Raw genomic sequence first — 26,524 nt, forward strand, 5'->3', positions numbered from 1 at the left:
ACGGTGCTGGCGCTATGGCTGCGTCGGTCTATCGTTGCCTGACGCAATCAGGCCGGGGCCTCGGAGGATAACGTCATGAACACCAGCGATTTGCTTGAACAACTGCTGCGAGGCCAGGCCTCGGCGGGACAACAACGCGGGGCTTCGGCCAGTGACGGTTTGGGCGGATTGCTCGGTGGCCTGTTGGGCGGCGGCAGTCAGACCGGAACGGGTGGCGCGGCTGTTTCGGGTGGCCTCGGCGGCCTGGGTGGTTTGCTCGGTGGCTTGCTCGGCGGTGGCGGCTTGGGAAGCGCCCTCGGTGGCAGCAGCCGAAGCCGTTCCGGGGGCACCAATTACGCCGCACTCGCTTCGCTGGGCATGATGGCCTACCAGGCGTACCAGGCCTGGCAACGCAGCCAGGCCAGCACCGCGCCGCAAGATCTGCCACAAACCGCCGACCTGCTCGCCGGCCCGCAAATCGAAACCCACAGCCACGCGGTACTGCGCGCCCTGATCGCCGCCGCCAAGGCTGACGGCCGCATCGATGAAGCGGAAAAACACCTCATCAGCAGCGAAATCGGCAAACACACCGCCGACCCGCAGTTGCAACAATGGCTCGACGCCGAAGTCGCCAAGCCGCTGGATGCCCGCGAAGTGGCGCAATCCGCTGACGGCGATCCTGCCGTAGCCGCCGAAATGTACCTGGCCAGCGTCATGCTGGTGGACGACCAACATGACGCCGAACGCAGCTATCTCGATGAGCTGGCCGCAGCCTTGAACATCGATCCCGACTTGCAGGTGCATCTGGAACAGCAGGCGAAAGGGCAAGCCTGACACGCTGTAAAAATCCCTGACACTGCCAGCCCCGGCTATTCCATCCGTCCGGGGCTTTTTTACCTCGATTGAATTTTTCCGCCGCCGTGTCGCTCTTCTGCATAACAGAACCCGTCTGCCATCGGTGTGCTCATGAACAGGAACCTCGACGATTACAACCGCATGCGTGATTTTTCCGCGACGTCGGAACCGGCCGCAGTCAAGCGTTCGGGCCGTAAGTCGGCCAAGGATCATGCGTTGCAGTTCTGCATCCAGAAGCACGACGCTTCGCACCTGCATTACGACTTTCGCCTGGAACTCGACGGCGCCCTGAAGAGCTGGGCGGTGCCGAAGGGGCCTTCGCTGGACCCGTCGGTCAAGCGTCTGGCCATTCATGTCGAGGATCATCCGCTCGATTATGCGACGTTCGAAGGCAGCATTCCCGAGGGGCATTACGGCGCCGGTGATGTGATCGTCTGGGATCGCGGCGTGTGGATTCCGCTGGACGATCCGCACAAGGCCTATGCCAAGGGCCGACTGAAGTTCGAGCTTCAGGGCGAGAAGCTCGGCGGCGTGTGGAATCTGGTGCGCACGCACATGCCGGGCAAGAAAGAACAATGGTTCCTGATCAAGCATCAGGACAACGCCGCGCGACCGCAGGATGATTTCGATGTGCTGGTTGCCGAGCCCGACAGCGTGCTCAGCGAGCGCACGATTGTCGGCAAATCGGCGACTGCTGCCGATAAAGCCAAACCGATAAAAAAGGCCCCGGCCAAGCCGCGCAAGCAGGCGTCCGGGCAGCTCACCGGAGCGCGCAAGGCCAAGTTGCCGGCACTGATCAAGCCGGAATTGGCGACGCTGGTCGACAGCGCACCCGAAGGGCAGTGGAGCTACGAGATCAAGTTCGACGGCTACCGGATCATGGCGCGGATCGATCACGATGAGGTGCAGCTGTTCACCCGCAATGGTCACGACTGGACGCACAAGCTGCCGCAGCAGGCCAAGGCACTGGCGGCATTGGGTCTGGAATCGGCGTGGCTGGACGGTGAAATGGTCGTGGCCAATGAGCAAGGCGTGCCGGACTTTCAGGCGTTGCAGAATGCCTTCGATGCCGGGCGCAGCGGCAACATTGTTTATTACCTGTTCGACGTGCCGTATCTGAATGGCGTCGACCTGCGCGATGTGCCGGTGGAAGAACGCCGCGCCGCGCTGAGCACCATCCTCGGTGCGCAGAAAGAATCCTCAACGCTGCGCTTCTCCGAAGCCTTCGAAGAAACCCCGGATGCGCTGCTTAATAGCGCCTGCCAGATGCAGATGGAAGGCCTGATCGGCAAACGCCTCGGCTCGCCTTATGTGTCGCGGCGCAGCGGCGACTGGATCAAGCTCAAGTGCAAGCATCGCCAGGAATTCGTCATCGTCGGCTATACCGATCCGAAAGGCGCGCGCAGTGCTTTCGGCGCGTTGCTGCTGGGCCTGCACGACCGTGACAGCGGCGAGTTGCGTTATGCCGGCAAGGTCGGCACCGGGTTCAACGAAACCACATTGAAAAGCATCCTCACCCAACTCAAGCCGTTGCAGACCAAAGCTGCCGCAGTGGTCAATCCGCCCAGCGGTTTCGAGGCCAAGGGCGTGCACTGGCTCAAACCCAAACTGCTGGCCGAAGTGGCATTCGCCGAGATGACCAAGGACGGCTCGGTGCGCCACGCCGTGTTCCATGGTTTGCGCGATGACAAACCGGCCAAGGACATTACCGAGGAGCGAGCGAAGCCTGTGAAAGCTGCCAAGTCCGAAAAAACCGAAAAAAACGAAAAAATCGAAAAGACCAAAACCGCCGACAAGCAGCCGGCAAAGAAAACCGCCGCCAGCAAAAAAGCCGAGACCGCACCGTCGCAATCAGGACTGGCCGGCGGCAAGGTACGCATCACCCACCCGGATCGGGTGATCGACGCCGTCAGTGGCACGACCAAAATGCAACTGGCGCAGTACTACGCCAGTGTCGCCGAATACATCCTGCCGCAACTCAAGGATCGCCCCGTGGCGCTGGTGCGTGCACCGGACGGCATTGCCGGCGAATTGTTCTTCCAAAAGAACGCCGAACGCCTGGCCATTCCCGGTATCACTGCTCTGGACAAGGACCTCACCGGCCAGCCAGTGATGATGATCAACAATCCCGAAGCGCTGGTCGGCGCGGTGCAGATGAGCACAGTCGAACTGCACACCTGGAACGCGACGAAGGTGGATCTGGACAAGCCTGATCGCTTCGTCCTCGACCTCGACCCGGATCCGGCGCTGCCATGGAAAAGCATGGTTGAAGCCACCGCGCTGACCCTCACCGTGCTTGATGAGCTGGGCCTCAAAGCCTTCCTGAAAACCAGCGGCGGCAAAGGCATTCACCTGGTGGTGCCGTTGACGCGCAAGCACGGCTGGGACGAAGTGAAGGACTTCAGTCACGCCATCGTCAGCCATATGGCCAAGTTGCTGCCGGATCGTATTTCAGCGGTGTCCGGGCCGAAAAACCGCGTCGGGCGGATCTTCATCGATTACCTGCGCAACGGCCTCGGCGCCACCACCATTTGCGCCTACGCCGCACGCGCGCGGGAAGGCATGCCGGTGTCGGTGCCGCTGTACCGAGAGGAAGTCGCTGAAATCAAGGGCGGTAATCACTGGAACATCTACAACGTTCACGAGCGTCTGACCGAAGTCGGCGATGAGCCTTGGGCGGACATGAAGAAAACCCGCCAGACCATCACCGCCGAGATGCGCAAACGCGTCGGCATGAAAAAGTGATCAGGTGTCGCGCAGCAGGTCGTGGGCGTTGAGCAGTTCGAAGGCGATTTGCGGGTGGTTTTCCAGGCCCTTGCGAATTGCCGCCGGAATTGCCGCGCGAGTCTTGCGACACAGGCCTGGCAGCTCGTCGATTTGAATGGCGATGCCGCGCATGGTGCGTACTTCGTTGAAACCGGGGGCGACGTCGACGCGAATGCCGAGTTGCTCGTACATACGCTGTTGCAGGCGTTTGAGGTCGGCGAGGTCTTTGAGTTGTTCCAGGCGCGCCAGAAGAATTTTTTCTTCAGCGCGAGTCAAGCGCAGGATGCGCACATCCGCGCCGGGCGTTTCCAGCAACGGATCGCGCCCGCAGATGCAGGCGCCAGGTGGGCAGGGTGAGCGCAAGGGTACGGTCGTCGTCATGGCCTCCATCATAGAGGCCGTCGGACGGATTTGCCTATGCGCACTCAGCGGCCGTCCATCGGCCGCTGCTTCCCTCGTTACTACTGCTGCACGCCTTCGTATTGCACCAGAATGGCGTTGGCCAGGTCTTCATCGCTGGCGTTCAAGCCAGGGTTGGCCTGGCGCACCTGTTGCAGTACCGACTCAAGATAAACCCCACGGATGGCCCCGCCGCTGGCGACAAAGGCAGACACGTCGTCACGGGCCGGAATCACCATTTTGTCGTCCTTGAAGGTCGAGTACAGCGACGCGGAAACACCTGCCGAGGTGGCGACGTCACCCGCGTCAACGCGGGCCAGCGCCGAACCGACCGGCAGGCAAAGCATTAAAGAAGAAATCAGGACTAACTTGCGCATGACGTGTTCCTCCACAGGCGCTAAGCAAAAAGGGAAGGGACTACATAACCTCAGAGGTGAACGGCGCGCCGGAGTTCCGTTAGCGCTGAAAACGAAGCGGCGAGGAACCGGGCCGAACGGTGGGCGGTCTACCGCTTGCCTGTATAGCTGAGAAATCAACCATGCTCGTCAGAGCCAGCCACGACATTGCCCGCCCCGCAGACCCGCGTATCGAAGGCGCATTGCTCAGCGGATTTGTCCTGTTGACCTTCGTCCTCGGCATCGACCCGCGCAGCCGCGTCGACTGGCTACTGGAGAATGTCCTAGCGCTAGCGCTGGTGGTGACCCTGCTGCTGGCGCATCGGCGTTTTCGCCTGTCGACTTTGTCGCTGGGCATGATCTTCGCCTTCCTGTGCGTCCACGAAGTCGGTGCGCATTACACCTATTCCCGCGTGCCGTACGATCAGTGGAGCACCCTGCTGACCGGCGTCAGCGTCAACAAAGTCCTTGGCCTGGAACGCAATCACTATGACCGGCTGGTGCACCTGAGTTACGGGCTGCTGCTGGTCTGGCCGATGCGCGAAGTACTGCAGCGCCTGACGCCGTTGCGTGGTGCGTGGCTGGCGCTGCTGACCTTGAATGTGGTGCTGGCGACGTCGGCGTTGTACGAATTGATCGAATGGGTCGGCGGCGCTTACCTGGGCGACGACACTGGCCAGGCCTTCGTCGGTGCGCAGAACGACCCATGGGATTCGCAGAAGGACATGGCCCTGGCGCTGTTCGGCGCCGGGCTGTCCTTGCTGGTATTGACGCGCTGGCGTCGAGCGCCGCGCTGAAGGATCAGATCACGCCGCAGGCCATGCGATCGCCGCCACCGCCCAGTGGCTTGGGCATGTCGGAATGGTTGTCGCCGCCGGCGTGAATCATCAGGGCGTGGCCCTTGATCTCGGAGATTTTCTTCAGGCGCGGCGCCAGCACCGGATAGTTGGCGACACCGTCAGCCGTCACATACACCGCTGGCAGATCACCCAGGTGCCCGTCGGCGTACGGACCAAGATGCTTGCCGGTTTTAGCCGGATCGAAGTGCCCGCCGGCGGCCAGTGCCGCGCCTTTGACGCCATCCTTGGTGCCCGCTTCGCAGCTACCGTTTTCATGAACATGGAAACCGTGAATGCCGGCCGGCAATGACTTCAGGTCGGGTGTGAACAGCAGGCCATAAGGCGTCTCGCTGACAGTCACCGAACCGATCGCCTGCGGCGCACCGTCGGCGCTGACCAGATTGATTGCGACTTTCTCCGTTGCCGCTTGCGCGGTGCCGATTGCCAGGGTGCCGAGCAGACCAAACCACAGTGCGCGTTTCATAAGCGTTTCCTTCAGCTGCATGAATGTTCGAAGCGCTGGATTGATAGCCTGCCGGGGTTAACCGGCGATGAAGGCGTTATCCAGCGGCGCTGCAAGGTGTGACCGGATTCGCGATTGAAAAGTTTTGCCGGATTCAAGTCGCCGCTGACATCAGCCGATACGCTCTGTATCGGCAGTTCCCTGCACATAGGCTTAACTGAAATCCGACAAGCGCAATCCAGCGTGCCCACGGGAGATTCCACGGTGTCGATCAAACTGCGTTTGGTGTTGCTGATTGCGACCAGCCTGCTGACGGCGCTGATCGTGAGCCTGGTCAGTTACGTCGGCAACCTGCGGATGGCCACGGCGGTCGGCGATAACACGGTGAGCATGAGCGCGCTGCGCAATCACATGGAAGCCGACATGATGCACGACGCCCTGCGCGCCGATGTCTATTCGGCGATGCTGGTCGGCCTGGGCAAAAGCACCGCCACCGCCACAGAAGTGCGCGATTCGCTCACCGAGCACGCCGGGCATTTTCGTGAAGTGCTGGATGACAACCTGAAATTGCCGATCAACCCGCAGCTGCGCACGGCGCTGGAGCAGATCAAACCGAGCCTCGACACCTACATCAAATCTGCCGAGCAGATCGTCGGCGTGGCGCTGGACAATCCCGACGCTGCCCAGCAGCAACTCGGCCGATTCAGCACCGCCTTCAGCCAGCTCGAAGAGCAAATGGCGACGCTCAGCGAATTGATTGAAAGTAATACGCGGCAAACCAGCGAAGGCACCGAAGCGGCCATTCGCGATGCCAATCTGGCCCTCGGCGTGGTGTTGATCGCCAGCCTTTTGCTGCTGCTGATTCAGGGGCGCTGGGTGATCCTGAGTATCATGGGGCCGCTCAAATCCGCCAGCCGCATCGCTGAAAGCATTGCCCATGGCAATCTCAGCGAACCGATTGTCGAGCCCGCCGGCAAGGACGAAGCCAGCGTTTTGATCCGCACGTTGGCGACCATGCAGCGCGATTTGCGCAACATGATCGACGTGGTCCGGCGCAACGCTCACGGCGTCAGTGGCATGAGCGAGCAGCTCAGCCACGGCTGCCATCAGGTCGCCGACAGCAGCCAGCAGCAAAGCGTCGCCGCCGGCACCATGGCCGCTGCCGCCAGCCAGATGACCGCGAGCATCGAAGAAATCACCCGCCACGCCGAACGTGCCCTGAGCATGGCCAATCAGGCCGAAAACCTGGCCAAGGAGGGTGGCGGGGTGATTCATCAAGTGGTCAGCGACATGGACGACATCGCCCGTTCGGCACAGCAGTCGGCGCAGGTGATCCGCACGCTGGATCAGGAATCCGAGGCGATCTTCAATATCATTCAGGTGATCAAGAGCATCGCCGACCAGACCAACCTGCTGGCCCTCAACGCCGCGATCGAGGCAGCGCGGGCGGGTGAACAGGGCCGTGGCTTTGCCGTGGTCGCCGATGAAGTGCGCAGTCTGGCCGCACGCACCAGCGCCTCGACCCAGGAAATCGCAGCGATGGTCGCGCGCATCCAGAGCAGCACGCGCGAGGCGGTCAGCAGCATGGAGGCCGGCGTGGCGCAGGTCGACAAGGGCATGGCGGTGACGGCGGAAGTCGAGCGGGCGATTCGCGAGATCCTCGACGCTACGCTGAACACCACGCAACTGGTCAATGACATCACCCGCACGATTGGCGAACAGAGTCAGGCCAGTAATGAGATCGCCCATCAGGTGGAGATGATTGCGGGGATGAGCGAGGGCAATAGCCGGGTGATCGGGCAGACGGCGACGACTACCGATGAATTATCGAATCTGGCGGGGCAGTTGGCGCAGTCGGTGGATCGGTTTCGGTTGTGACTTGAGGAGGGGCCGAGCACGGCACTCGATTGTTAAAGCTCTAACGAAGAGCTTTCATACGATGAGTACCGTCGTTTGTATGTCCAATTTGAATTTATAAGTTCTGAAGAAATATTGTTTTCTATCCGTTTCAATAGTGACGAATGGCTTTTTCTTCCGATTACAGACAAATGCTTTTTTGGGGCTGAAACTATTGAGGTAGTCCTCGCCGTGTGTTGCCCGGAGAAACTGAATAGTGGATTCGAGTTGCTCTATCGCATGGTTTTTCCATGCGCTACCGTTTCTTTCCTTCAGCTCTACTAGATAAAGCTGCTTCTCGGTGGTGAGCATGCAGTCACAACGCCCTCGACCAGGTTGTTCCATGTCGCTTATCACGCACTTGTCGATGGCTGTAAAAATAACTGCTTTGCGCTCCGGATTGCTGACCGTAGCGATCCAGTTTTCTTCTGACTCTGAATCGGCGTAAGCGATCGGATGAGATGTGTTATCACAAAGTCCAAACCGCTCTTGTACGAACGGGCCGCTTTGACATTGAGCATCGAGGAAATTCACGCCTCCAATGCCTCCTCGATATCGAGAAGTTGATCGAATAAATCGTTGCCTTCGCGAAGCGATTCGTTGAGGTAATTATGGTCCGAAGGAATTCCTCCCGACATAGGCAGCTTCTCGATGCTTCCAGTCATTTCATCAGCCTGATAAATCGCGAGCTCGTCAGCGTCGACCAGTGAGTGAAGCGGAACTACCTTTGCGAGCCGGGCTAACAGTTCCTCCGCATTTCTCTCAATTATGGCGTCATGCAGATGCTTACCTTGGACAGCGATTGTGAGATAACTCACCACATAAGGGCTGTGAGTCGTCAATACCAACCGATTTTCCTTACCCTGGTTATTGAATTGCAGAAGACTTTGCAATACGCCCCATTGCGAACGCGGGTATAGATTCTGTTCGGGTTCTTCCACGATGTTTATGAACGCAGTTTTATTGAATCTCGATGATAATGCGGACAGAGCGATGCGACGCTGTTCCTCCGTCAGCGTCTCGACGGAGAAGATTTCCATGACTTCTTTCCTGAAACGATCCAGCTCGTCAGTACTCATGGTTTCCGGGCGTTCTTCGCTTCGTTCTTCAACGGTATTGGCCAGGTAGTGGCTCACGAGATGCAAAGGCACTGCCGATTGAAAACCGCTGGAAGCATCGGCCAATCTCAGTTTGTAATCCGATTCCCGAATGTTGAGTATGTCATTCAGTTTGTCGTATTCGAGTTCTGCCTGATTGATCGGAAGCAGTAATGAGCCTTTTATATTGGCTTTCGCCGCGTCGAATTCAGTCAAGAACTCTTTGAGAGAGTCAGAAGAAAGTTTCAATTCCCGAGGGTGCCTGACATAAGCAATAAAGTTGCGCTCGGCAGGCACGTACATGATTTGAGGCAGGTGGTACTTTTTACCCGTCAATTCGCTGATATGAAGCTGCCCGCGCAGATACTTGATGGCATACGCTTCACCTTCGTATTCGATTTCAGTTTCCGCAGAAAGATAATTTTCGAGCCGATGGTATGTCAGGTAGGGTTTGATAAATTTGTTTTTTCGCTCGAACCATTTGAGGTCATAGTCGCCTCGCACCAACGCCTTTTCAATCCATGAAAAAGTCGAATAAAGCTTGGCGAGTGTGCTTTTCCCCGAGCCTTGATTGCCCACAAAAACGGTCACGCGTTTGAACTCTATCCAGCCATTGTTCTTCACACCATTGCGGATAGGGCCAAAATGCTTGACGCGTAGTCGGGTCATTGATCACTCCATAAAGACGAGCTGAGGCGGTATAGCGGTGCAGCATATCAGGGCGGGAAGGAAACGGGAGCGGGGAAATGCCAGGAGTGCAGACAGGGTTTCATTTTATTAGGTAAGGACTCTGCTCGTTTTCCGGCAGAGTCCTTTGCGTCTATCAGAACCTGAACGCCTGTCGCCCCACCAGCAACCATTTCCCACCCTGTTTCTGCCAGATCTGGAAATTCTCGATCTCGGTCGGAATCACCTCGGTCCCTTTCAACGCCTGTGCGGAGAAGTGGTGACGCACCAGCGCGGTGTCACCCGACATCGTGATGGTCTGCTTTTGCATTTCGAGGGTCTTGAACGCGCTGCGGCCGGTTTCGATGTCGGCGATGAATTCCTGCTTGTCCTGAATCTTGCCGCTGGAGTGGCCGTAGGTCAGGTTCGGCGCGGTGAGGGCGTTCAGTTCGGCGATGTCTTTGTGCAGCATCGCCTGGGTCAGATGATCGACCGCTTGGGCGACTTCCTTTTCCGCTGGGGCAGGGGCGGCCATGGCGCAGGCGCTGAAGGCGCAGAACAAACCGATGAGGAGGCGGGATTTGGTCATGTTGTTTCCTTGTTGTTATTGGGTTGGGATGACTGGCTTAGTTCGTCAGTCATCGTACAACTTAGCAGGTTATTTTCTGCATGAACAACGGGCGGTTGGCACTGATTTATCAAGTTGCGATGCGCATCGCGCAAAAAAACTTTGCAAGCCAGTGCCTGATCGCAGTCATGTTTGCTCGGCGATGGCCGATAAGTCTCTGAGCGGAAAAAGACTTTCAAGTCGGGAACAGACGCGCGGGTTCGCCCTGACGTGATATTCTCCGCGCCAAATTTGCTTTGACTTAATTCGGTTGGCTGGCCTTTCGGGCGGGCCGACGGGATCCCTGTCGCTCAAGCAGCTGAAGCCAATAACGATAAGAAGTCAGTTCAGAAGGGACATTAACTGAGGTCGATCACACATGTCGGCCTTGTGTGCCCACCCGTCAATATTGAAGTGTGCCGGATTGCGCGACGCCAGCCTGAGCGTCAACACAGCGCAACGCAGACTGATAACAACGACGGGCGGAAGGCGTTTTATCATAGGTGCAACAGATGTTTAAGAAAGTGAACACAGCTTTGCTCGGTCTGGCTTTGGCGATGGGGATGTCGTCTGCCAATGCTGCCGAAGCCAAGAAAGTTGACGTCCTGCTGATCGGCGGCGGCATCATGAGCACCACCCTGGGTGTGTGGATCAATGAGCTGGAACCGACCTGGTCGATGGAAATGGTCGAGCGCCTCGATGGCGTCGCCCTGGAAAGCTCCAACGGCTGGAACAACGCCGGCACCGGTCACTCGGCTCTTGCCGAGCTGAACTACACCCCGGAAGACGACAAGGGAAACGTAACGATCCCGAAAGCCGTCGAGATCAACGAAGCGTTCCAGGTTTCCCGTCAGTTCTGGGCCTGGCAGGTTCAGCAGGGCGTGCTGAAGAACCCTCGTTCGTTCATCAACACCACACCGCACATGAGCTTCGTGTGGGGCGATGACAACATCAAGTTCCTGAAAAAGCGCTACGAAGCCCTGCAGGCGAGCCCGCTGTTCGCCGGCATGCAGTACTCCGAAGACCCGGCTGTGATCAAGAAGTGGGTACCTCTGATGATGGAAGGGCGTGACCCGAACCAGAAAATCGCGGCCACCTGGAGCCCGCTGGGTACGGACATGAACTTCGGCGAAATCACCCGCCAGTTCGCCGCTCACCTGCAGACCAAGCCTAACTTCGATCTGAAGCTGTCTAGCGAAGTCGAAGACATCACCAAGAACGCCGATGGCACCTGGCGTGTGAGCTACAAAAACCTCAAAGACGGCAGCAAGACCGAAACCGACGCCAAGTTCGTGTTCATTGGCGCTGGCGGCGGTGCCCTGCACCTGCTGCAGAAGTCGGGCATTCCTGAAGCCAAGGAATACGCAGGCTTCCCGGTTGGCGGTTCGTTCCTGGTGACCGAGAACCCGACGATTGCCGAGCAGCACCTGGCCAAGGCCTACGGCAAGGCTTCGGTTGGTGCGCCACCGATGTCGGTTCCGCACCTGGACACCCGTGTTCTGGATGGCAAGCGCGTCATTCTGTTTGGCCCGTTCGCGACCTTCAGCACCAAGTTCCTCAAGGAAGGTTCGTACTTCGACCTGCTGACCAGCACCACCACCCACAACATCTGGCCAATGACCAAGGTCGGCATCAAGGAATACCCGCTGGTCGAGTACCTTGCCGGTCAGTTGATGCTGTCGGATGAAGACCGTCTGAACGCGCTGAAGGAATACTTCCCGAACGCCAAAGCCGAAGACTGGCGCCTGTGGCAAGCCGGCCAGCGCGTGCAAATCATCAAGCGTGATGAAGCCGCTGGTGGCGTGCTGAAGCTGGGCACCGAGATCGTTGCTTCGCAAGACGGCTCGATCGCCGGCCTGCTGGGCGCATCGCCAGGCGCGTCGACCGCTGCACCGATCATGCTGAGCGTGCTGCAGAAAGTCTTCAAAGACAAAGTCGCAACCCCTGAGTGGCAGACCAAGCTGCACCAGATCGTGCCAAGCTATGGCACCCAGCTGAACAGCGATCCGGCCAAAGTGGCTGCAGAGTGGGCTTACACCGCGAAAATCCTCGAACTGCCGACGCCTCCAGCGATCGGTCAGGTAGCTGCTCCGGCGGCACCTGCGGCTGACAAAGCCGTAGCGCCGAAGGAAAACGCTGCACGTGACATGGCTCTGTAAGCAGAACCCTGACACACAAAACCCACTGAACCGGCGACGGTCAGTGGGTTTTTTATTCCTGGTTGGTAGGAGCTGACGAGTGCAACGAGGCTGCGATCTTTTGACTTTGACTTTGACTTTGACTTTGACTTTGACGTTTGAAGATCAAGATCAGGATCAAAAGATCGCAGCCTCGTTGCACTCGTCAGCTCCTACGCTGCGGTGATTGGACTCAGGCTTTTGTGGATGCCAGATATGCCCCCAAGCGCCGACCCATTTCTTCGCCCAGTGCCTGCAAGCCGCTCAGCGGCCGCACCATCACTTCAAACTCGACAATCTTGCCGTGCTCATCGAAGCGAATCATGTCGATGCCTTTCAACTCCTTCGCACCAACCCTGGCGCTGAATTCGAGAATCACATTCAGGCCATCCGCCGTCGCCAACTCGCGGTGGTAGGCGAAATCTTCGAAGACTTCAAACACGGTATTGAGGATCATCGCCACCACCGGCGCGCCGGGGTAGGGCGTGTGGGCCATGGGCGAGCGGAACACAGCTTGCGGATCGAGCAGTTCGGGCAGGGCTTTGAGATTGCCGCTGCGGATCATCTCGTGCCAGCGCTCGAGGGACGCGGCGACGTTGGGCTGCAAGGCGAGGTCGGGCATGGTCACTCCGGTTTTTCTTGTTGTCGGTCGGCAATGACTGTAGATCAACCGCGCCGAAAGTGGATCCTCAAATCTCAGCCTGAATACCGCTTCATCCCCGAAGCGGATCAGATGCGCATCTGATCCGTATTTTTCTGTTTCATCTGCCTCTGTATTCAGTACAGCCACAGGCTCAGAATGCCCCGGCAGTGCGGCCAGTCACCCTCCGACCTCATCCCGCAGCGTCCGGTGCACCGCATACCCAGCCTCAAGGAGCGCAACATGTACAAGATGGCGATTTTTCTCGGCGGCTTTCTGACCTTGACCATTCTGATCGGCGTGCTGGCGACGATCTCTCCAGTCTGATCCGCACGCAGCTTTTTCGAATTCTGCCGATCTCCTGCTTTCAGTTGCAGAACAGGGCCAGCACGCGCCCGTCACTGACAGTTCGAGGAGTGAAACATGCGTACGACAACCTCACAGGGACGTTGGGTTCCTATCGGTTTGATGGTCGCCGCATTGACCGGTTGCGCCATGAGCAACACCGATTCGCCGGTGCAGACACCCGGCCAGGCCAAGGCGTCCGACACGGAAATGCTCGAAGTCGGCGCGCAGTGGTTGCAGGACAAGCCGCCAATTCGCGCGTTGAACATGTACCTCGATGGTTTCCATTTTTACAACGGTCATCCCGGCGCGCAGATGGAAGCGCATCACTACTGCTCGGCGCTCAACGAAGAAGTGTTCCAGTGTGTGATCTACGACGGCAACACCGCTGAAGCCAAACTGATGGGCGTCGAATACATCATCAGCCAGCGCCTGTTCACGCAATTGCCAGCGAAAGAAAAAGCCCTGTGGCACAGCCACGCTCACGAAGTCAGTTCTGGCCAGTTGGTCGCGCCGGGCATCCCGCAAGTGGCAGAAACGCGCTTGATGGAAAAACTCGCCAATACCTACGGCAAGACCTGGCACACCTGGCATACCGATCAGGACAAGCAACTGCCGCTGGGCGTGCCGCAGCTGATGATGGGCTTTACCGCTGACGGTCAGGCCGATGCGCAAATGGTCCGCCAGCGCGATCAGCGTCTGGGCATTGATAGCGCCGAAAAGAAAAAGGCCCGCGCCGAGATCAAACCGGCGCCTGTCGCAACGGGGGCTGATGCGTGGCAGAAGGGTAATGTCATCCAGCTCAACGACCCGACCGGCCATCAACACGTCATGCCGCGCCCGGCCACGCCAGGCGATGAGAATGCGCGGAGTCAGCCGTGATTTACGGCGCGCCGAACAGCATCGTCCAGTAAACGCCGTCGTCGCTGCGCGCTTCGCTGGCGAAGCCGGCGCCGACCTGAGTGAACATCGGGTTCATCAGGTTCGCGCAGTGGCCCGGGCTGGCCAGCCAGCCGGCTATGGCTTTGCCTGGTGAGCTTTGCCCGGCAGCGATATTTTCCCCGACCTGGCGGCCGCGATAACCGGCAGCACGGGCGCGGTCGGCCGGCATGTCACCGTCGGGATCGCGGTGGGCGAAATAATTGCCGTAAGCCATGGCTTTGCTGTGGCCCTGAGCCGCTGCGCCGAGGGCGGCGTTCCAGCTCAACGGCCGCGCGGCGGCAAAGCGCTGGCGGCCGCACATACGCGGCCGGGCGCGGGCGGCGTTGACCTCGGCGAGCAGTGCCTTGCCGACGCTGCGGTTGTCACCGACGCGGCTGTCGAGCACCGGTTGCGCCAGCACCACCTGCCATTGATTGCGCGAATGGCTGATGCCGATGTCGGCGTAGTTCGCATCCAGCAAGGCGCCGCAATAATCGCTCTGCAACTGATCGAAGGCCTCGTCGGCGTCTTCGGCTCCAATAATGCGGATGCTGCGCACCGTGATTGCTGAATAGCCGGAAGACTTCAACGCCTCGCGCATGCCGCTGCCGTAGCGATAGCCGATCGGCAAGGCCAGATTCGATTTCAAAGCCAACGGCGCCAGACGCTGCGCAGGGCGGCGGTCGCAGCGTTGCGGATGGGCGCGGTAATCATTGATGGCGGCCACCAGTTCGCGCTCCGCACTGGCGTGGGCGGATTCAGTGAAAAAGGGGAACAGGCTCAGCAGGCACAGCGAAACGAAGCGAGACGAACGAACGGCGTGGCGCATGGGACGGACAGCTCTGAAAGGGGACAGCGCTAGAGTGAGGGAGCCGTGTGTGGCGGCGCGGATAGGACTGGGTTTTTTAGACTTGGTTCAGTGGCGGCAAATGCAATTGAATTGCTGTTGTTCGAACCGCTGTCTTCGCGAGCAGGCTCGCTCCCACATCGCGCTTACGGCCTACTCGGAACAACTGTGGGAGCGAGCCTGCTCGCGAAGACGCCGCCCCGGTCAACCCCTTTATCACTGGCAAACAACCACTAGCGATTCAACACATCCCCCATCCACCGCAAATACTCCCCCCGCTCGGATATCGAGTTGTGCCCCGAATCCGGCACCACCTTCAGCATCGCCACGCCCGCAGGAAAACTCTCGAACAAGCGCTGCGTGCTGCTGCGTCCAATCACGTCGTCATCGCTGGCCGCCAACAGCAACGTCGGCGTGCGGATATGCGCCGCGTACTCGCCCGATTCAAAACGATCCTTGAGCAACCACTTCACCGGCACCCACGGGTATTGCCGTGCGGCGATTTCCTCGAGGCTGTTGAACGGCGTCACCAGAATCAGATTCTGCACCGGCCGCTGACTGGCCAGGCGCACCGCCACCCCCGAACCGAGGCTGCGACCGACCACGGCGACCTGCGGATGAGTGGCATAGACCTGATCGAACAACGCCAGTGCATCTTCGGCAATCGCGGCTTCCGATGGCGAGCCGGTGCTGCCAGCAAAGCCCCGGTAATGAAGGAAATACAGCGAGTAGTCAGGAAACGCCTCAGTGAATTCCGGCAGATTTCGCGATACGTCCTCGGCATTGCCGCCGAAATAAATCAGTGCGCGCGATCCGCTGCGCTCTCGGGTTGTCACCCAGACCTCGGCATCCGGCATCGGCAGTTTCATTCGCGAGTCCGCTGCAACCACGGCGGCAGGCTGGGGAAACCAGATCAGCGAGCGCTGAAACACGAACAGCGCGGCGCACAGCACCAGGTACACGGCAATGATGAAAACGACGAGTGACATCAGGGTTCGGGACATTCGGCTACTTTTAACGGGGAGAAAGGTTGGCTGTGGCAGTGTAGTTCAGCGACTGCGCCTGACAGCCGGCGCACACACCGTGCAACAGATCCGCGCAGCAGGAGGACTCGCATGCGCCACACTGAGGGTTACTCACGTCGCCGCTTGCTCACGCTGGCTGCCCAAGCTGCGGCGCTGCTCACCATTGATCGGGCGTTGGCCGGCAGCGTGGCGCCGACCGAAACTGCGCCGCCCACGGCAGGAGACCAGACCATGCAGACCCGCGCCATCCCTTCCAGCTCCGAGGCACTGCCCATGGTCGGGTTGGGCACCTATCGCGGTTTCGACGTCGCGCCTGACGATCCGGTTTACCGGCAATTGCCCGCCGTCCTCGAAGCGCTGTTCAGGAAGGGCGGCACGCTGATCGACAGCTCGCCGATGTACGGCCGCGCCGAGCAGACCACCGGTGAACTGCTGTCGATTCACGAACCACGCTCGCCGGCGTTCCTCGCCACCAAGGTGTGGACGCGCGGGCGCGATGAAGGCATCGCGCAGATGGAGCAGTCGTTCAGACTGCTGCAAACCGAGCGCATCGACCTGATGCAGATTCACAACCTGCTCGACTGGCAAACCCACTTGCCAACCCTGCGTGAATGGCAGGAGCAGGGGCGGATTCGCTACATCGGCATCACCCATTACACCTCGTCGGCCTATGACGAGGTCGAGGCCGTGCTGAAAGCCGAAAAGCTGGATTTTCTGCAGATCAACTACGCCCTCGATGATCGCGCGGTCGAGAAACGCATCCTGCCGCTGTGCCGTGAGCGTGGGGTCGCGGTGATTTGTAATCGGCCGTTTGGCGGCGGCGATTTGCTCGCCCGGCTCAAAGGCAAGCCGCTGCCGGCGTGGGTCTCGGATGTACAGGTCAACAGTTGGCCGCAACTGGCACTGAAATTTCTCTTGGCGCACCCGGCGGTGACCTGTGTGATTCCCGGGACCAGCAATCCGCGCTACATGGCTGACAACGCAGGAGCCGGTTTTGGGCCGATGCTGACCGATGCGCAGCGGCATCAGTTGATTGCGTTGCTGGGCTGAGCCGGGTCAACTGCGATAGCGCAACGCCTCCAGCAACAACGCAAACGCCGGCGCTGCCTGGCGTCGGCTCGGGTAGTACAGGTGATAACCGGAAAATGTCGGGCACCAGTCTCCCAGCACCTGGACCAGGCGACCGTCCGCCAGAAACGGCGCAACGACGTTTTCCGGGATGTAGCTCAGCCCGAAACCGTCCAGTGCGGCGTCGAGCAATGGGTACACGCCATTCAGGGTGACCTGCCCGGCAACGCGCACTTTCAGGCTTTCACCGTCCTTTTCGAACTCCCACGAATACAGCCCGCCATTGGTTGGCAGGCGCAGGTTGTTACAGGCGTGGTCGGTCAGGTCGCGCGGGGTTTGCGGTGCAGGGCGCCGGGCGAAGTAGGCGGGGGAGCCTACCACCGCCATGCGCATGTCCGGACCGATACGGGTGGCGATCATGCCTTGGGCAACGTCTTCGCCCAGGCGCACACCGGCATCGAAGCCTTGGCCGGCGATGTCGACGAAACCATAGTCACAGCAAACCTCGACGGACACATCCGGGTACTGCGGCAGGAAATCCTGCAACACCGGACGCAGGATCCAGTTCAGCGAATGGTCGGTGGCGCTGATGCGGATCTTGCCCGCCGGGGTTTCGCGCAGGTTGCTCAGGGCGGCCAGTTCCACCTCGATTTCCTCGAAGCGCGGGCCGATGGTTTGCAGCAAGTGTTCGCCGGCCTCGGTCGGCGACACGCTGCGCGTGGTGCGGGTCAGCAGGCGCAGGCCGAGTCGCGCCTCGAGACTGCGAATGGTGTGGCTGAGCGCCGATTGCGACACGCCGAGTTTGGCTGCGGCCTTGGTGAAACTGCGTTCACGGGCGACGGCGAGAAAGGCGAGCAGGTCGGTGGCGTTTTCCCGAAGCATTGATGATTGTCCTGCATAAGTTTTTTCGGATTCTAGTCGATTATCCAAAGAGTGCGGATCGCTACAGTGGTTGCATCATTTATTGGAGGAAATGCCATGAACCCGATTGCTGCTTCCGCGCTGACGCTTTCGCTGCTTGCTGGTGAGGTGCAGGCCACCGAAAATCCCCGTGTCACGGTCACACCGAATGGCTCGCAACCATCGGCGAAAGGCCCGGCTGACTGGTTTACCGGCACGGTGCGGGTGGATGCGCCGTTCAAAGGTACCGATGAGGCGCGGGTCAGTGGTGCGACCGTAACGTTCGAGCCGGGCGCGCGCACTGCATGGCATACCCATCCGCTGGGGCAGACATTGATCGTCACCTCGGGGGCAGGCTTCGTGCAGGAGTGGGGCCAGCCGGTTCGTGAAATCCGCCCGGGCGACACCGTGTGGATTGCCCCGGGCGCCAAACATTGGCACGGGGCAGCACAGACGACGGCGATGAGTCATATCGCGATTGCCGAAGTGCTGGATGGCAAGGTGGTGGACTGGATGGAGCAGGTCGGTGATGAGCAATATCCGCGCTAAGCGAGGCACCCTGTAGGAGCTGTCAAGTGCAGCTAGGCTGCGATCTTTTGATCTTGCTTTGGAAATCAAAGATCGCAGCCTGCGGCAGTTCCTACAGGGGTGTTTTAACGTCGACGTTTCTTCAGATCATCTCCGGCAACGAATCAAGAATCTTGTCCAGCGTAATCGGATATTCGCGGACCCTTGCGCCGGTGGCGTTGTAGATCGCATTCGCCACCGCCGCACTCACGCCGCAAATTCCCAATTCACCCACGCCCTTGGCCTTCATCGGCGACGAAATCGGGTCGGTTTCTTCGAGGAAGATCACTTCCTGATGCGGAATATCGGCGTGCACCGGCACTTCGTATCCGGCGAGGTCATGGTTGACGAAAAAGCCCAGGCGCTTGTCCACCGCCAGCTCTTCCATCAATGCGGCGCCGACGCCCATGGTCATCGCGCCGATGACCTGACTGCGCGCCGACGTCGGGTTGAGGATCCGCCCCGCAGCGCACACCGCCAACATGCGCCGTACACGCACTTCGCCAGTGGCAGCATCGACGGCGACTTCGACGAAATGCGCGCCGAAGGTTGATTGCTGATATTTCTCGGCCAGATCACCGAACTCGATGCTGTCCTCGCCGACCAGTGCGCCGCCTTCAGCGGCATTGCGCAGCGGCAGGCTCTTGCTGCCGACCCGCACCTGACCATCGGCGAACTCCGCCTGATCCGCCGCGAGTCCCAGCTTCTGCGCCACCGCTTCGCGCAATTTCACGCACGCAGCGTAGACCCCGGCGGTCGAGCAGTTGCCGCCGAACTGGCCACCGGAACCGGCCGAGACCGGGAAGTCCGAATCGCCCAGACGCACCACCACATCATTGAGACCAACGCCCATCATCTCGGCGGCGGTCTGCGCAATGATCGTGTAGCTGCCGGTGCCGATATCGGTCATGTCCGTTTCTACAACGACCTTGCCATCACGCTCCAGGCGCACGCGGGCGCCGGACTTGACCAGCAGGTTGTTGCGAAACGCCGCCGCCACGCCCATGCCGATCAGCCAACGGCCTTCACGACGGGTGCCCGGTTGCGCCTTACGCTGATCCCAGCCGAATTTCTCCGCGCCGATCTGCAGGCATTTCACCAGTTGACGCTGGGAGAACGGCCGCTCGGTTTTCACCGGGTCGACTTGAGTGTCGTTAGCGATGCGGAACAGCACCGGGTCCATCTTCAGCTGTTCGGCCATTTCGTCCATGGCGATTTCCAGCACCATCAGCCCCGGCGCTTCACCCGGCGCGCGCATGGCGTTGCCTTCAGGCAGGTCGAGCGGGGCGAGGCGCATGCTGACGCGGCGGTTTTCTGCGGCATAGAGCAACTGGCTCGGTTGCGCGGCCAGTTCTACCTTGCCGTCAGCGAGGTTGCCTGACCAGCCTTCATGGGCAATGGCGGTCAGCTTGCCGTCCGCCGTTGCGCCCATGCGGATGCGCTGAATCGTTGCCGGGCGATGGGTGGTGTTGTTGGCCATTTGCGGGCGAGCGAGGGCGACTTTCACCGGCCGCCCCGCCATGCGCGCGCCGAGAGCGGCGAGGATCACATCGGCGCGAATGAACAGCTTGCCGCCGAAACCACCGCCGATGTACGGCGAGACCAATCGGACTTTTTCCTTCGGCAGGCCGAGGGTTTTCGCGATGTCACCGACACTCCAGGCGACCATCTGGTTCGATGTCCACACGGTCAGTTGATCGCCTTTCCACGCGGCCAGTGTGGCGTGCGGTTCCATCATCGCGTGGGACTGGTCTGGCGTGGTGTAGGTCTGATCGAACTGCACCGGTGCGGCGGTGAAGGCCTTGTCGAAGTCGCCGTGATTGACGTCGGGCAGCTCGTCTTTCGGCTCGACGCCGAGGTCTTTGACGCTGGCCAGATCGAACTTGCCTTCGCTGGTCTCGTAATCGACCCTGACCAGTTGCGCGGCGGCGCGGGCCTGTTCGAAGGTTTCGGCAACCACCAATGCAACGGCTTGCTGGTAGTGTTGCACTTCGGGACCGGCGAGCAGGTGCGCGGCGTTGTAATCGCCTTTGTCGAGCTTGCCGGCATTGTCGGCAGTGACGATTGCGAGTACGCCGGGCGCGGCTTTGGCTTCGTCGAGATGAATGGCTTTGATCCGCCCTTTGGCGATCGCCGAATCGACCATGAAACCGTAGGCCTGATTGGCCGCCACTTCATGTTGCTCGTAGGCGTAAGTGGCCTGGCCGCTGGTTTTCAACGGGCCTTCGATGCGCTCGGTGGGCTGGCCGACGACTTTCAGGCGGTCGATGGGATTGGTGGTGGCGGGCGTGTCGAATTTCATGCGGTTTCCCTCGCTTGCGCCAACACCGAAGCCAGCGTGCGCTCGACCAGTGTCAGTTTGAATTGATTGTCATCGGTGGGTGTCGCGCCCTCAAGCAGGCGTTCGCTGACCGCTTTGGCGCCCTTGGGCAACAGCGCTTCAGCGGCTTCGACCCGCCACGGTTTCGGCGCAACGCCGCCGACGGCGACACGGCCGGTGCCGTCCTTTTGCAGGATCAGACCGACCGAGACCAGGGCAAACGCGTAGGACGAGCGATCCCGCACCTTGTGATAAATGTGCGTGCCGCCAACCGGCGCCGGCAGGGTCACGGCGGTAATGAATTCACCGGGCTTGAGACTGGTTTCGATGTGCGGCGTGTTGCCCGGCAATTGATGGAAATCCGCCATGGGAATGCTGCGCGTGCTGCCGTCAGGCTTGACCGTTTCGATCTGCGCATCGAGTGCGCGCATGGCGATGGCCATGTCGCTCGGGTGGGTGGCGATGCAAGCGTCGCTGACGCCAATGATTCCGAGTTGCCGGGTCACGCCACCGATCGCCGCGCAGCCGCTGCCGGGGTTGCGTTTGTTGCAGGCCTGGTGGGTGTCGTAAAAGTACGGGCAGCGGGTGCGTTGCAGCAGGTTACCGGCGGTGGTCGCCATGTTGCGCAACTGCCCGGAAGCCCCGGCGAGCAAGGCGCGGGAGAGCAGGGCGTAGTCCTCGCGCACGCGCGCGTCGGCGGCCAGATCGGTGTTGCGTACCAGCGCACCGATGCGCAGTCCGCCTTCGGGCGTGGCTTCGATCTGGTCCAGGCCGAGGTGGTTGATGTCGATCAGGTGTACCGGGGTTTCGATGTCGAGTTTCATCAGGTCGAGCAGGTTGGTGCCGCCGGCGATGAACTTGGCGCCTTCGACTTGCGCAGCCTGGGAAGCGGCTGCGGCAGGTGAGTCGGCGCGGCTGTAATTGAAGGCTCTCATGCCGGCACCTCCGCGACTTCAGTGATGGCTTCGATGATGTTCGAGTAAGCGCCGCAGCGGCAGATATTGCCGCTCATGCGCTCCTGCAGTTCGGCGGCAATCAGTTTCGGCGGTTCGGTCAGGCTCGGGCTGACGTGGCTGGGGATGCCGTCGCGGATTTCCTTGAGCACCGCGACCGCCGAGCAGATCTGCCCCGGCGTGCAATAGCCGCACTGGTAACCGTCGTGCTTGATGAACGCGGCCTGCATCGGGTGCAGCTTGTCCGGCATTCCGAGGCCTTCGATGGTGGTCACCTCACTGCCGTCGTGCATGACTGCCAAGGTCAGGCAGGAATTGATCCGCCGACCGTCGGCGATCACCGTGCAGGCGCCGCACTGGCCGTGGTCGCAGCCTTTCTTGGTGCCGGTCAGTTGCAGGTGTTCGCGCAGGGCGTCGAGCAGGGTGGTGCGGGTGTCGACTTCCAGGGTTTGCGGTTTACCGTTGACTTGCAGGGTAACTTGACTCATGGCCGGTTGCTCCAGACTGGCCGCGTAGGCCTTGAGGCTGATAAAGGGGGGCATGGCGAACGCCGTCGCGGTTACGGCGCCGAGGATCATGAAGTTGCGTCGGGAAATCGGCATGGTTCGATTCCTTTTCTCTCATCGGGCGGCAGGATTGCAAAAGGCCCTAAGGGGCGCGCCGGCATGCATGCCAGTCTCGTAAAAGGAGTGACCGCAGCAGGAGGGAAAAGGTTTTGTCGGATTTGCGCTAAAGAGTTATGTGCGCAGCTCATCAATAGACCCGTGGGAGCGAGTCTGCTCGCGAAAGCGTCGGGCCAGACCCAGCCGCTGCTGGATGTGCCGACCTCTTCGCGAGCAGGCTCGCTCCCACAGTGGAGATGTGTTTTTCAGTTATGGCCCACCCACCACCATCGAGGTAAACGGTGCGACATACGCCTGCAACGTCACCAGCCCGCCGACCAGGATCGCCAGTACGATCGAGTGGAAGAACACGTAACGCAGGATCTCGCCCTCATGCCCATACCAACGGGTCGCGGTGGAGGCGACGACGATCGACTGCGCGTCGACCATCTTGCCCATCACCCCACCGGAACTGTTCGCTGCCGCCATCAGCACCGGACTGATACCCAGCTGTTCCGAAGTCACCCGTTGCAAGCCGCCAAACAGCACGTTCGAAGCCGTGTCGGAACCGGTCAGCGCCACCCCCAGCCAGCCGAGCAGCGTGCCGAACATCGGGTAGAAAATCCCCGTCGCCGCAAACGCCAGGCCCATGGTCGCATCCAGCCCCGAATAGCGCGTGAGGAAGCCCAGCGCGAGCATCGCCGCAATCGTGATCAACGAAAACCGCACCACCCACAATGTGCGCAGGTACTGCTTGATCAGTTGCGGGATCGAATACCCCATCAGCAGACCGCCGACAATCGCCGCCAGCAAAATCCCGCTGCCGGTCGCGGTCAGCCAGGTGAACTTGTAAATCGCTTCCTCGGCTTTCGGCGCCGCGACAACCGGCGGTACTTTCTCGATTTGCAGGTGCAGACCGGTGAAGGTCAGCGCCGGGGCGAAGATCGGATTGGCCTCGCGCATCGGTTTGCCTTGCGGGTCGAGCTTGGCCGATTGCGTGACCGGGTCGATCACCGGGCGCGTATCGAACATGTTCTTGAAGCCCTGCGTGCCCCAGGCAAACACGAACACCGTGAGAATGATCCACGGCATCCACGCGCGCATCACTGCCGGGCGCGCCTGATCGCTGAACGCGGCGCTGGCGGTGACTGTTTCTTCGTCGACCTTGGAGTTGTCGACGCGCCCGGACAGCGCCGCCGAGGTATGGATCGTCGCTGGTTTCCATACCTTGAGGAACAGCGTCAGACAGGCCATGGAAATCAGCGCAGCGATGACGTCCACCAGCATCGGCCCGTGGTAGTTGGACACGAGAAATTGCGGGATGGCGAAACTCACCCCGGCCACCAGAATCGCCGGCCACACCTCCAGCATCTTGCGCCACCCGGCAAACGCCCAGATCAACCAGAACGGCACCAGCACCGAGAAGAACGGCAACTGCCGGCCGACCATCATCGACAGCTCCATCTCATCCAGCCCGGTGACTTTGGCCAAGGTGATGATCGGTGTGCCCAGCGCACCGAAAGCGACGGGCGCGGTATTGGCGATGAGCGCCAGACCCGATGCGGCCAATGGCGAAAAACCCAGGCCGATCAGAATCGCCCCGGTGACCGCCACCGGCGTGCCAAAGCCTGCCGCGCCTTCGAAGAACGCACCGAAACAGAAGGCGATCAGCAGCAACTGCAAACGTCGGTCATCGGTGATGCGCGCGAGGGAGTCCTGCAGCACTTTGAACGAACCGTTTTCGGTGGTCAGGCGATGCAGAAAGATGATGTTGAGCACAATCCAGCCGATCGGCAGCAAGCCATTCGCCGCGCCGAACAACGCCGCCGAACCGGCCATGCCCGCCGGCATGTCGAAGGCGAAAATCGAGATCAGCAGGGCCGACGCCAGCGCCAACAACGCCGCCAGATGCGCCTTGACGTGAAAGAACGCCAGCGCCGCGAGCATCACCACCACCGGCACTGCGGCCATCAGCGTGGAGAGTACCGGGTTGCCGAACGGGTCGTAGATTTGCTGCCAGACCATGATCCACCTCTGCTTATTGTTATTGAGGGCGCAGATCCATTGCATGGGGGTAGGTTGCAAGCAGTATAGGTGGCGTTACGCCGCTGTTCGGCTGCGACGAACGAGCCGACAAACGGTCGATAGTGGCCACTGAATCAACGCGCTTTTGCCCGGTCGTATTTGCGGCTGCGCGTACTGCGTCCCGAAGACGCGGGCAGCGTGGCGATTTCCGTCGTCAAGACCTTGGGTTTTAGGGAAGTGTTGAATGAAGCAAGCGACAACCATGCTGCTCACTGTGACCGCCGCCGTATTGCTCAGCGGCTGTATTGCGGATTTTGATGATGACCATCGCCATGGCCGGCACTACGACCGCGACCATGGCCGCTATTACGACCATGACCGGCGCTGGGACGACCGCGATGACGACCGCCGCGATGGCCGTCGTTATCACCGTGATCGCGATGATGACTGATTGAATGAAGAGGGCGTTCCCGTCAAAGGAACGCCCTCTGTGCATCAGCCTCAGTTGAAAAAACGAGCGTTCGCCTGGACGCGGGATCGCGCAGGCACCGAGGCCTCGTGATCGAGCAGATGGGTGGCGAGTATGTCGCTCAGAAAACGGAACTGATCGTTGAGGCCGACCACTTCATTGCTGAAATGGTTGCTGGCGGCGGGCATCAGCAGATCGTCGAAATCCTTGTTGAACACCAGCGTCTGCGCCTTGCGCGGCACGACGTGCTGTTGGTAGTAGTTGCTGCCGAACACCGGGAAACTCACGGCGAGGGTGACTTGGGTGTGGATCATGATGTGAACGCCTCGTTGTGTTTCGGATGGGTCAATCGTGCCTTTCATCATGGGAGAGCGGAAGGCAATCGTGGCGATGGTGGATATCGATGTCGGTGATGGTTGAGCATTTGCAGTGGGGCTGATGGCGCCTTCGCGAGCAGGCTCGCTCCCACAGGTGCAAGGCATTCAAATGTGGGAGCGAGCCTGCTCGCGAAGAGGCCGGAACCTTCAGCATCGAAATCGACTGACCCACCTATACTCAAACCTGCACCTCCCCAAGCCAAAGGACACCACCACCGTGAACCCACGCGCGCTGGTCGTCGCCGCACTGCTTTTGCTGGCCGGCTGCGCTACCTCGGCCCGGGCGCCGGTGAGTGCGCCGCAGGCGGTGGTGGTGTCGGCGCAAACCTGGCAGCAGATCGACCGCGAGATCCTCAGCGCTTCGCAGCAGGCCACCGAGCAGGTCAAGCTGTTCGCCCGTGGCTCGATGGAACATTGGCGCACTCGGGTCTATCAGCAAACTGAAGAAAATTTCATCCCCTGGTTCAGCAGCTACTGGACCCAGGAATGGCTGTCGATGAAGGTCAGTTGGTACACGATCAGCGCCGGCGGCGAGCAGGACGCTTCGGCGAAACGGCTGGCGGCGTATCTGCTTGAGCAATATCAGGAAAAAGTCCTTGCGCCGGTCGCCGTGGAGATCGATCCGGATGCGATCCTGGCGCAGGCCACGGCGTTCTACGCGCAATTGATGGCGCAGCAGATGCCGCTCATCGCCCAGCGTCATGGTGTGCCGATTGCGCAGCTCAACGGGCGCTTGCAGAAGATCCCGGCCATCGCCCTCGGCCCGCCGCCTGCGCGGGATGCGTCGCTGTTCAAAGTCATCAGCACCGAGCCGCTCAACACCCTCCCGGCGTACGCCGCACTGATCGACAAGATCCACACCGACGGCGGCGCCAAGGGCATTTCCTCCACCGACGCGGCGATGGCCCCGGTGGCCAAGCGCGCCAGCCAGCGCATCGAAGCAGAAATGGCCCCGCGCGGCGCCGCCAGTGCGGTGGCGGCAGCGGCGGGTAAACTCGCCGGGGCGATGATTTCGGTCGGCGTGGCCGGCATACGCGCAATCATCCAGGCCAACGACCGCCCCGACAGCGAAGCGCTGATCCGCAGCAGCCTCGGCAATACCTTCGACAAGGCCTGGCAGAAGCTGCTGCAGAATCCGACCACGGGGGTGATGGCCGGCACGTTGCACATGGCCGGGCAGGTCGAAGGTAATTTGGGCGTGAATGAACCAACGCCTATCGGTGTGAGCGCTGTGCCATAGCGCTTGTACCTGCGAAGTTTTACTGGCGGCGGTCGCGCCTGGATCAGAGCGGATGCTAGTCTTGCGCAACGCTGTTGTCAGGGAGC

26 protein-coding genes and 1 pseudogene are annotated in these 26,524 nt (G+C 60.4%); 12 read left to right on the forward strand and 15 right to left on the reverse strand.

Annotated features, from left to right (window positions below; translation table 11 throughout):
* The first annotated feature begins 75 nt into the window (after positions 1 to 75).
* Both AB4N47_RS07425 and ligD read left to right on the forward strand, forming a co-directional pair.
* Positions 76 to 813, forward strand: a complete 738-nt coding sequence (locus AB4N47_RS07425) for a tellurite resistance TerB family protein (protein WP_341637225.1) — start codon at positions 76 to 78, stop codon at positions 811 to 813.
* Between the two features lie 132 nt (positions 814 to 945).
* On the forward strand, positions 946 to 3,579 hold the full coding sequence (gene ligD, locus AB4N47_RS07430; protein WP_341637226.1) for a DNA ligase D: 2,634 nt from the start codon (positions 946 to 948) through the stop codon (positions 3,577 to 3,579).
* On the opposite strand, the gene AB4N47_RS07435 is transcribed toward ligD, so the two are convergent.
* A complete protein-coding gene (locus AB4N47_RS07435) occupies positions 3,580 to 3,981 on the reverse strand; it encodes a hypothetical protein (RefSeq protein ID WP_174823844.1) in 402 nt (133 codons plus the stop codon).
* Positions 3,982 to 4,061: 80 nt separating this feature from the next.
* Positions 4,062 to 4,376 (reverse strand): DUF2388 domain-containing protein, encoded by a 315-nt coding sequence (locus AB4N47_RS07440; RefSeq protein WP_016775151.1) that lies wholly within the window; start codon positions 4,374 to 4,376, stop codon positions 4,062 to 4,064.
* A 161-nt stretch (positions 4,377 to 4,537) separates the two neighbouring features.
* Here AB4N47_RS07440 and AB4N47_RS07445 point away from each other — a divergent pair, with 161 nt between their 5' ends.
* The gene (locus tag AB4N47_RS07445) at positions 4,538 to 5,191 is read left to right on the forward strand and encodes a DUF2238 domain-containing protein (RefSeq protein ID WP_341637227.1); all 654 of its coding nucleotides are present in this window, start codon (positions 4,538 to 4,540) and stop codon (positions 5,189 to 5,191) included.
* Positions 5,192 to 5,195: 4 nt separating this feature from the next.
* Here AB4N47_RS07445 and sodC read toward each other — a convergent pair whose 3' ends face one another.
* A complete protein-coding gene (gene sodC, locus AB4N47_RS07450; RefSeq protein WP_016775149.1) occupies positions 5,196 to 5,717 on the reverse strand; it encodes a superoxide dismutase family protein in 522 nt (173 codons plus the stop codon).
* Positions 5,718 to 5,960: 243 nt separating this feature from the next.
* Between sodC and AB4N47_RS07455 the strand changes: the two are divergent.
* Both AB4N47_RS07455 and AB4N47_RS07460 read left to right on the forward strand, forming a co-directional pair.
* A pseudogene (locus AB4N47_RS07455) lies at positions 5,961 to 6,716 on the forward strand (MCP four helix bundle domain-containing protein); the annotation flags it as partial.
* Positions 6,717 to 6,848: 132 nt separating this feature from the next.
* Positions 6,849 to 7,574 carry a methyl-accepting chemotaxis protein gene (locus tag AB4N47_RS07460; protein ID WP_445941190.1) on the forward strand — a complete coding sequence of 242 codons (726 nt, stop codon included), beginning with the start codon at positions 6,849 to 6,851 and terminating at the stop codon, positions 7,572 to 7,574.
* A gap of 54 nt (positions 7,575 to 7,628) precedes the next feature.
* Here AB4N47_RS07460 and AB4N47_RS07465 read toward each other — a convergent pair whose 3' ends face one another.
* The 3 genes from AB4N47_RS07465 to AB4N47_RS07475 all read right to left on the reverse strand — a co-directional run bounded on the left by AB4N47_RS07465 (position 7,629) and on the right by AB4N47_RS07475 (position 9,944).
* Positions 7,629 to 8,126, reverse strand: a complete 498-nt coding sequence (locus AB4N47_RS07465) for a hypothetical protein (protein ID WP_341637229.1) — start codon at positions 8,124 to 8,126, stop codon at positions 7,629 to 7,631.
* Positions 8,123 to 9,358 (reverse strand): hypothetical protein, encoded by a 1,236-nt coding sequence (locus tag AB4N47_RS07470; protein ID WP_341637230.1) that lies wholly within the window; start codon positions 9,356 to 9,358, stop codon positions 8,123 to 8,125. Before AB4N47_RS07470 ends, AB4N47_RS07465 begins: the two co-directional genes overlap by 4 nt.
* Before the next feature lie 154 nt (positions 9,359 to 9,512).
* Positions 9,513 to 9,944 (reverse strand): nuclear transport factor 2 family protein, encoded by a 432-nt coding sequence (locus AB4N47_RS07475; protein WP_252884405.1) that lies wholly within the window; start codon positions 9,942 to 9,944, stop codon positions 9,513 to 9,515.
* 530 nt (positions 9,945 to 10,474) lie between these two features.
* On the opposite strand from AB4N47_RS07475, the gene mqo reads away from it, so the two are divergent.
* On the forward strand, positions 10,475 to 12,121 hold the full coding sequence (mqo, locus tag AB4N47_RS07480; protein WP_071172807.1) for a malate dehydrogenase (quinone): 1,647 nt from the start codon (positions 10,475 to 10,477) through the stop codon (positions 12,119 to 12,121).
* Positions 12,122 to 12,332: 211 nt separating this feature from the next.
* Here the strand turns inward: mqo and AB4N47_RS07485 are convergent, their stop codons facing one another.
* The gene (locus tag AB4N47_RS07485; protein ID WP_341637231.1) at positions 12,333 to 12,761 is read right to left on the reverse strand and encodes a nuclear transport factor 2 family protein; all 429 of its coding nucleotides are present in this window, start codon (positions 12,759 to 12,761) and stop codon (positions 12,333 to 12,335) included.
* 177 nt (positions 12,762 to 12,938) lie between these two features.
* Here AB4N47_RS07485 and AB4N47_RS07490 point away from each other — a divergent pair, with 177 nt between their 5' ends.
* Together AB4N47_RS07490 and AB4N47_RS07495 are read left to right on the forward strand one after the other, a co-directional pair.
* Positions 12,939 to 13,106: a hypothetical protein gene (locus AB4N47_RS07490; RefSeq protein ID WP_341637232.1), complete on the forward strand. Its 168-nt coding sequence runs from the start codon at positions 12,939 to 12,941 to the stop codon at positions 13,104 to 13,106.
* A gap of 96 nt (positions 13,107 to 13,202) precedes the next feature.
* Positions 13,203 to 14,006: an OBAP family protein gene (locus tag AB4N47_RS07495; RefSeq protein WP_445941179.1), complete on the forward strand. Its 804-nt coding sequence runs from the start codon at positions 13,203 to 13,205 to the stop codon at positions 14,004 to 14,006.
* A 1-nt stretch (position 14,007) separates the two neighbouring features.
* On the opposite strand, the gene AB4N47_RS07500 is transcribed toward AB4N47_RS07495, so the two are convergent.
* Both AB4N47_RS07500 and AB4N47_RS07505 read right to left on the reverse strand, forming a co-directional pair.
* On the reverse strand, positions 14,008 to 14,874 hold the full coding sequence (locus tag AB4N47_RS07500; protein WP_460154448.1) for a CAP domain-containing protein: 867 nt from the start codon (positions 14,872 to 14,874) through the stop codon (positions 14,008 to 14,010).
* A 251-nt stretch (positions 14,875 to 15,125) separates the two neighbouring features.
* Entirely contained in the window at positions 15,126 to 15,896 is a 771-nt protein-coding gene (locus AB4N47_RS07505; RefSeq protein ID WP_341637234.1) for an alpha/beta hydrolase, read from the reverse strand.
* A 111-nt stretch (positions 15,897 to 16,007) separates the two neighbouring features.
* On the opposite strand from AB4N47_RS07505, the gene AB4N47_RS07510 reads away from it, so the two are divergent.
* Positions 16,008 to 16,967 (forward strand): aldo/keto reductase, encoded by a 960-nt coding sequence (locus tag AB4N47_RS07510; RefSeq protein WP_341637235.1) that lies wholly within the window; start codon positions 16,008 to 16,010, stop codon positions 16,965 to 16,967.
* A gap of 6 nt (positions 16,968 to 16,973) precedes the next feature.
* On the opposite strand, the gene AB4N47_RS07515 is transcribed toward AB4N47_RS07510, so the two are convergent.
* Entirely contained in the window at positions 16,974 to 17,867 is an 894-nt protein-coding gene (locus AB4N47_RS07515) for a LysR family transcriptional regulator (protein WP_122703895.1), read from the reverse strand.
* 96 nt (positions 17,868 to 17,963) lie between these two features.
* Between AB4N47_RS07515 and AB4N47_RS07520 the strand changes: the two genes are divergently transcribed.
* Positions 17,964 to 18,434 (forward strand): (R)-mandelonitrile lyase, encoded by a 471-nt coding sequence (locus AB4N47_RS07520; RefSeq protein WP_341637236.1) that lies wholly within the window; start codon positions 17,964 to 17,966, stop codon positions 18,432 to 18,434.
* Positions 18,435 to 18,555: 121 nt separating this feature from the next.
* Here the strand turns inward: AB4N47_RS07520 and paoC are convergent, their stop codons facing one another.
* The 4 genes from paoC to AB4N47_RS07540 form a co-directional block, all read right to left on the reverse strand.
* The gene (gene paoC, locus AB4N47_RS07525; protein ID WP_460154449.1) at positions 18,556 to 20,754 is read right to left on the reverse strand and encodes an aldehyde oxidoreductase molybdenum-binding subunit PaoC; all 2,199 of its coding nucleotides are present in this window, start codon (positions 20,752 to 20,754) and stop codon (positions 18,556 to 18,558) included.
* Positions 20,751 to 21,707: an FAD binding domain-containing protein gene (locus AB4N47_RS07530; RefSeq protein WP_341637238.1), complete on the reverse strand. Its 957-nt coding sequence runs from the start codon at positions 21,705 to 21,707 to the stop codon at positions 20,751 to 20,753. The genes paoC and AB4N47_RS07530 overlap by 4 nt, the downstream gene beginning before the upstream one ends.
* Positions 21,704 to 22,327, reverse strand: a complete 624-nt coding sequence (gene paoA / locus AB4N47_RS07535) for an aldehyde dehydrogenase iron-sulfur subunit PaoA (RefSeq protein ID WP_341637239.1) — start codon at positions 22,325 to 22,327, stop codon at positions 21,704 to 21,706. Before paoA ends, AB4N47_RS07530 begins: the two co-directional genes overlap by 4 nt.
* A gap of 270 nt (positions 22,328 to 22,597) precedes the next feature.
* Positions 22,598 to 24,352: an L-lactate permease gene (locus tag AB4N47_RS07540; RefSeq protein WP_339101419.1), complete on the reverse strand. Its 1,755-nt coding sequence runs from the start codon at positions 24,350 to 24,352 to the stop codon at positions 22,598 to 22,600.
* 244 nt (positions 24,353 to 24,596) lie between these two features.
* Here AB4N47_RS07540 and AB4N47_RS07545 point away from each other — a divergent pair, with 244 nt between their 5' ends.
* Entirely contained in the window at positions 24,597 to 24,803 is a 207-nt protein-coding gene (locus AB4N47_RS07545; protein ID WP_016775135.1) for a hypothetical protein, read from the forward strand.
* 50 nt (positions 24,804 to 24,853) lie between these two features.
* Here the strand turns inward: AB4N47_RS07545 and AB4N47_RS07550 are convergent, their stop codons facing one another.
* Positions 24,854 to 25,135 carry a hypothetical protein gene (locus tag AB4N47_RS07550; RefSeq protein WP_122507993.1) on the reverse strand — a complete coding sequence of 94 codons (282 nt, stop codon included), beginning with the start codon at positions 25,133 to 25,135 and terminating at the stop codon, positions 24,854 to 24,856.
* Positions 25,136 to 25,415: 280 nt separating this feature from the next.
* On the opposite strand from AB4N47_RS07550, the gene AB4N47_RS07555 reads away from it, so the two are divergent.
* Positions 25,416 to 26,438 (forward strand): hypothetical protein, encoded by a 1,023-nt coding sequence (locus AB4N47_RS07555; protein WP_460154450.1) that lies wholly within the window; start codon positions 25,416 to 25,418, stop codon positions 26,436 to 26,438.
* Positions 26,439 to 26,524 lie beyond the last annotated feature (86 nt).

It is taken from the genome of Pseudomonas sp. S3_G06 (assembly GCF_054667565.1).

Bases quoted from the DNA above. Each gene is read 5' to 3' on its own strand.
- AB4N47_RS07425 (WP_341637225.1), top strand. From the start codon at position 76: ATGAACACCAGCGATTTGCTTGAACAACTGCTGCGAGGCCAGGCCTCG.
- ligD (WP_341637226.1), top strand. From the start codon at position 946: ATGAACAGGAACCTCGACGATTACAACCGCATGCGTGATTTTTCCGCG.
- AB4N47_RS07435 (WP_174823844.1), bottom strand. From the start codon at position 3,981: ATGACGACGACCGTACCCTTGCGCTCACCCTGCCCACCTGGCGCCTGC.
- AB4N47_RS07440 (WP_016775151.1), bottom strand. From the start codon at position 4,376: ATGCGCAAGTTAGTCCTGATTTCTTCTTTAATGCTTTGCCTGCCGGTC.
- AB4N47_RS07445 (WP_341637227.1), top strand. From the start codon at position 4,538: ATGCTCGTCAGAGCCAGCCACGACATTGCCCGCCCCGCAGACCCGCGT.
- sodC (WP_016775149.1), bottom strand. From the start codon at position 5,717: ATGAAACGCGCACTGTGGTTTGGTCTGCTCGGCACCCTGGCAATCGGC.
- AB4N47_RS07460 (WP_445941190.1), top strand. From the start codon at position 6,849: ATGGCCGCTGCCGCCAGCCAGATGACCGCGAGCATCGAAGAAATCACC.
- AB4N47_RS07470 (WP_341637230.1), bottom strand. From the start codon at position 9,358: ATGACCCGACTACGCGTCAAGCATTTTGGCCCTATCCGCAATGGTGTG.
- AB4N47_RS07475 (WP_252884405.1), bottom strand. From the start codon at position 9,944: ATGACCAAATCCCGCCTCCTCATCGGTTTGTTCTGCGCCTTCAGCGCC.
- mqo (WP_071172807.1), top strand. From the start codon at position 10,475: ATGTTTAAGAAAGTGAACACAGCTTTGCTCGGTCTGGCTTTGGCGATG.
- AB4N47_RS07485 (WP_341637231.1), bottom strand. From the start codon at position 12,761: ATGCCCGACCTCGCCTTGCAGCCCAACGTCGCCGCGTCCCTCGAGCGC.
- AB4N47_RS07490 (WP_341637232.1), top strand. From the start codon at position 12,939: ATGCCCCGGCAGTGCGGCCAGTCACCCTCCGACCTCATCCCGCAGCGT.
- AB4N47_RS07495 (WP_445941179.1), top strand. From the start codon at position 13,203: ATGCGTACGACAACCTCACAGGGACGTTGGGTTCCTATCGGTTTGATG.
- AB4N47_RS07500 (WP_460154448.1), bottom strand. From the start codon at position 14,874: ATGCGCCACGCCGTTCGTTCGTCTCGCTTCGTTTCGCTGTGCCTGCTG.
- AB4N47_RS07505 (WP_341637234.1), bottom strand. From the start codon at position 15,896: ATGTCCCGAACCCTGATGTCACTCGTCGTTTTCATCATTGCCGTGTAC.
- AB4N47_RS07510 (WP_341637235.1), top strand. From the start codon at position 16,008: ATGCGCCACACTGAGGGTTACTCACGTCGCCGCTTGCTCACGCTGGCT.
- AB4N47_RS07515 (WP_122703895.1), bottom strand. From the start codon at position 17,867: ATGCTTCGGGAAAACGCCACCGACCTGCTCGCCTTTCTCGCCGTCGCC.
- AB4N47_RS07520 (WP_341637236.1), top strand. From the start codon at position 17,964: ATGAACCCGATTGCTGCTTCCGCGCTGACGCTTTCGCTGCTTGCTGGT.
- paoC (WP_460154449.1), bottom strand. From the start codon at position 20,754: ATGAAATTCGACACGCCCGCCACCACCAATCCCATCGACCGCCTGAAA.
- AB4N47_RS07530 (WP_341637238.1), bottom strand. From the start codon at position 21,707: ATGAGAGCCTTCAATTACAGCCGCGCCGACTCACCTGCCGCAGCCGCT.
- paoA (WP_341637239.1), bottom strand. From the start codon at position 22,327: ATGCCGATTTCCCGACGCAACTTCATGATCCTCGGCGCCGTAACCGCG.
- AB4N47_RS07540 (WP_339101419.1), bottom strand. From the start codon at position 24,352: ATGGTCTGGCAGCAAATCTACGACCCGTTCGGCAACCCGGTACTCTCC.
- AB4N47_RS07545 (WP_016775135.1), top strand. From the start codon at position 24,597: ATGAAGCAAGCGACAACCATGCTGCTCACTGTGACCGCCGCCGTATTG.
- AB4N47_RS07550 (WP_122507993.1), bottom strand. From the start codon at position 25,135: ATGATCCACACCCAAGTCACCCTCGCCGTGAGTTTCCCGGTGTTCGGC.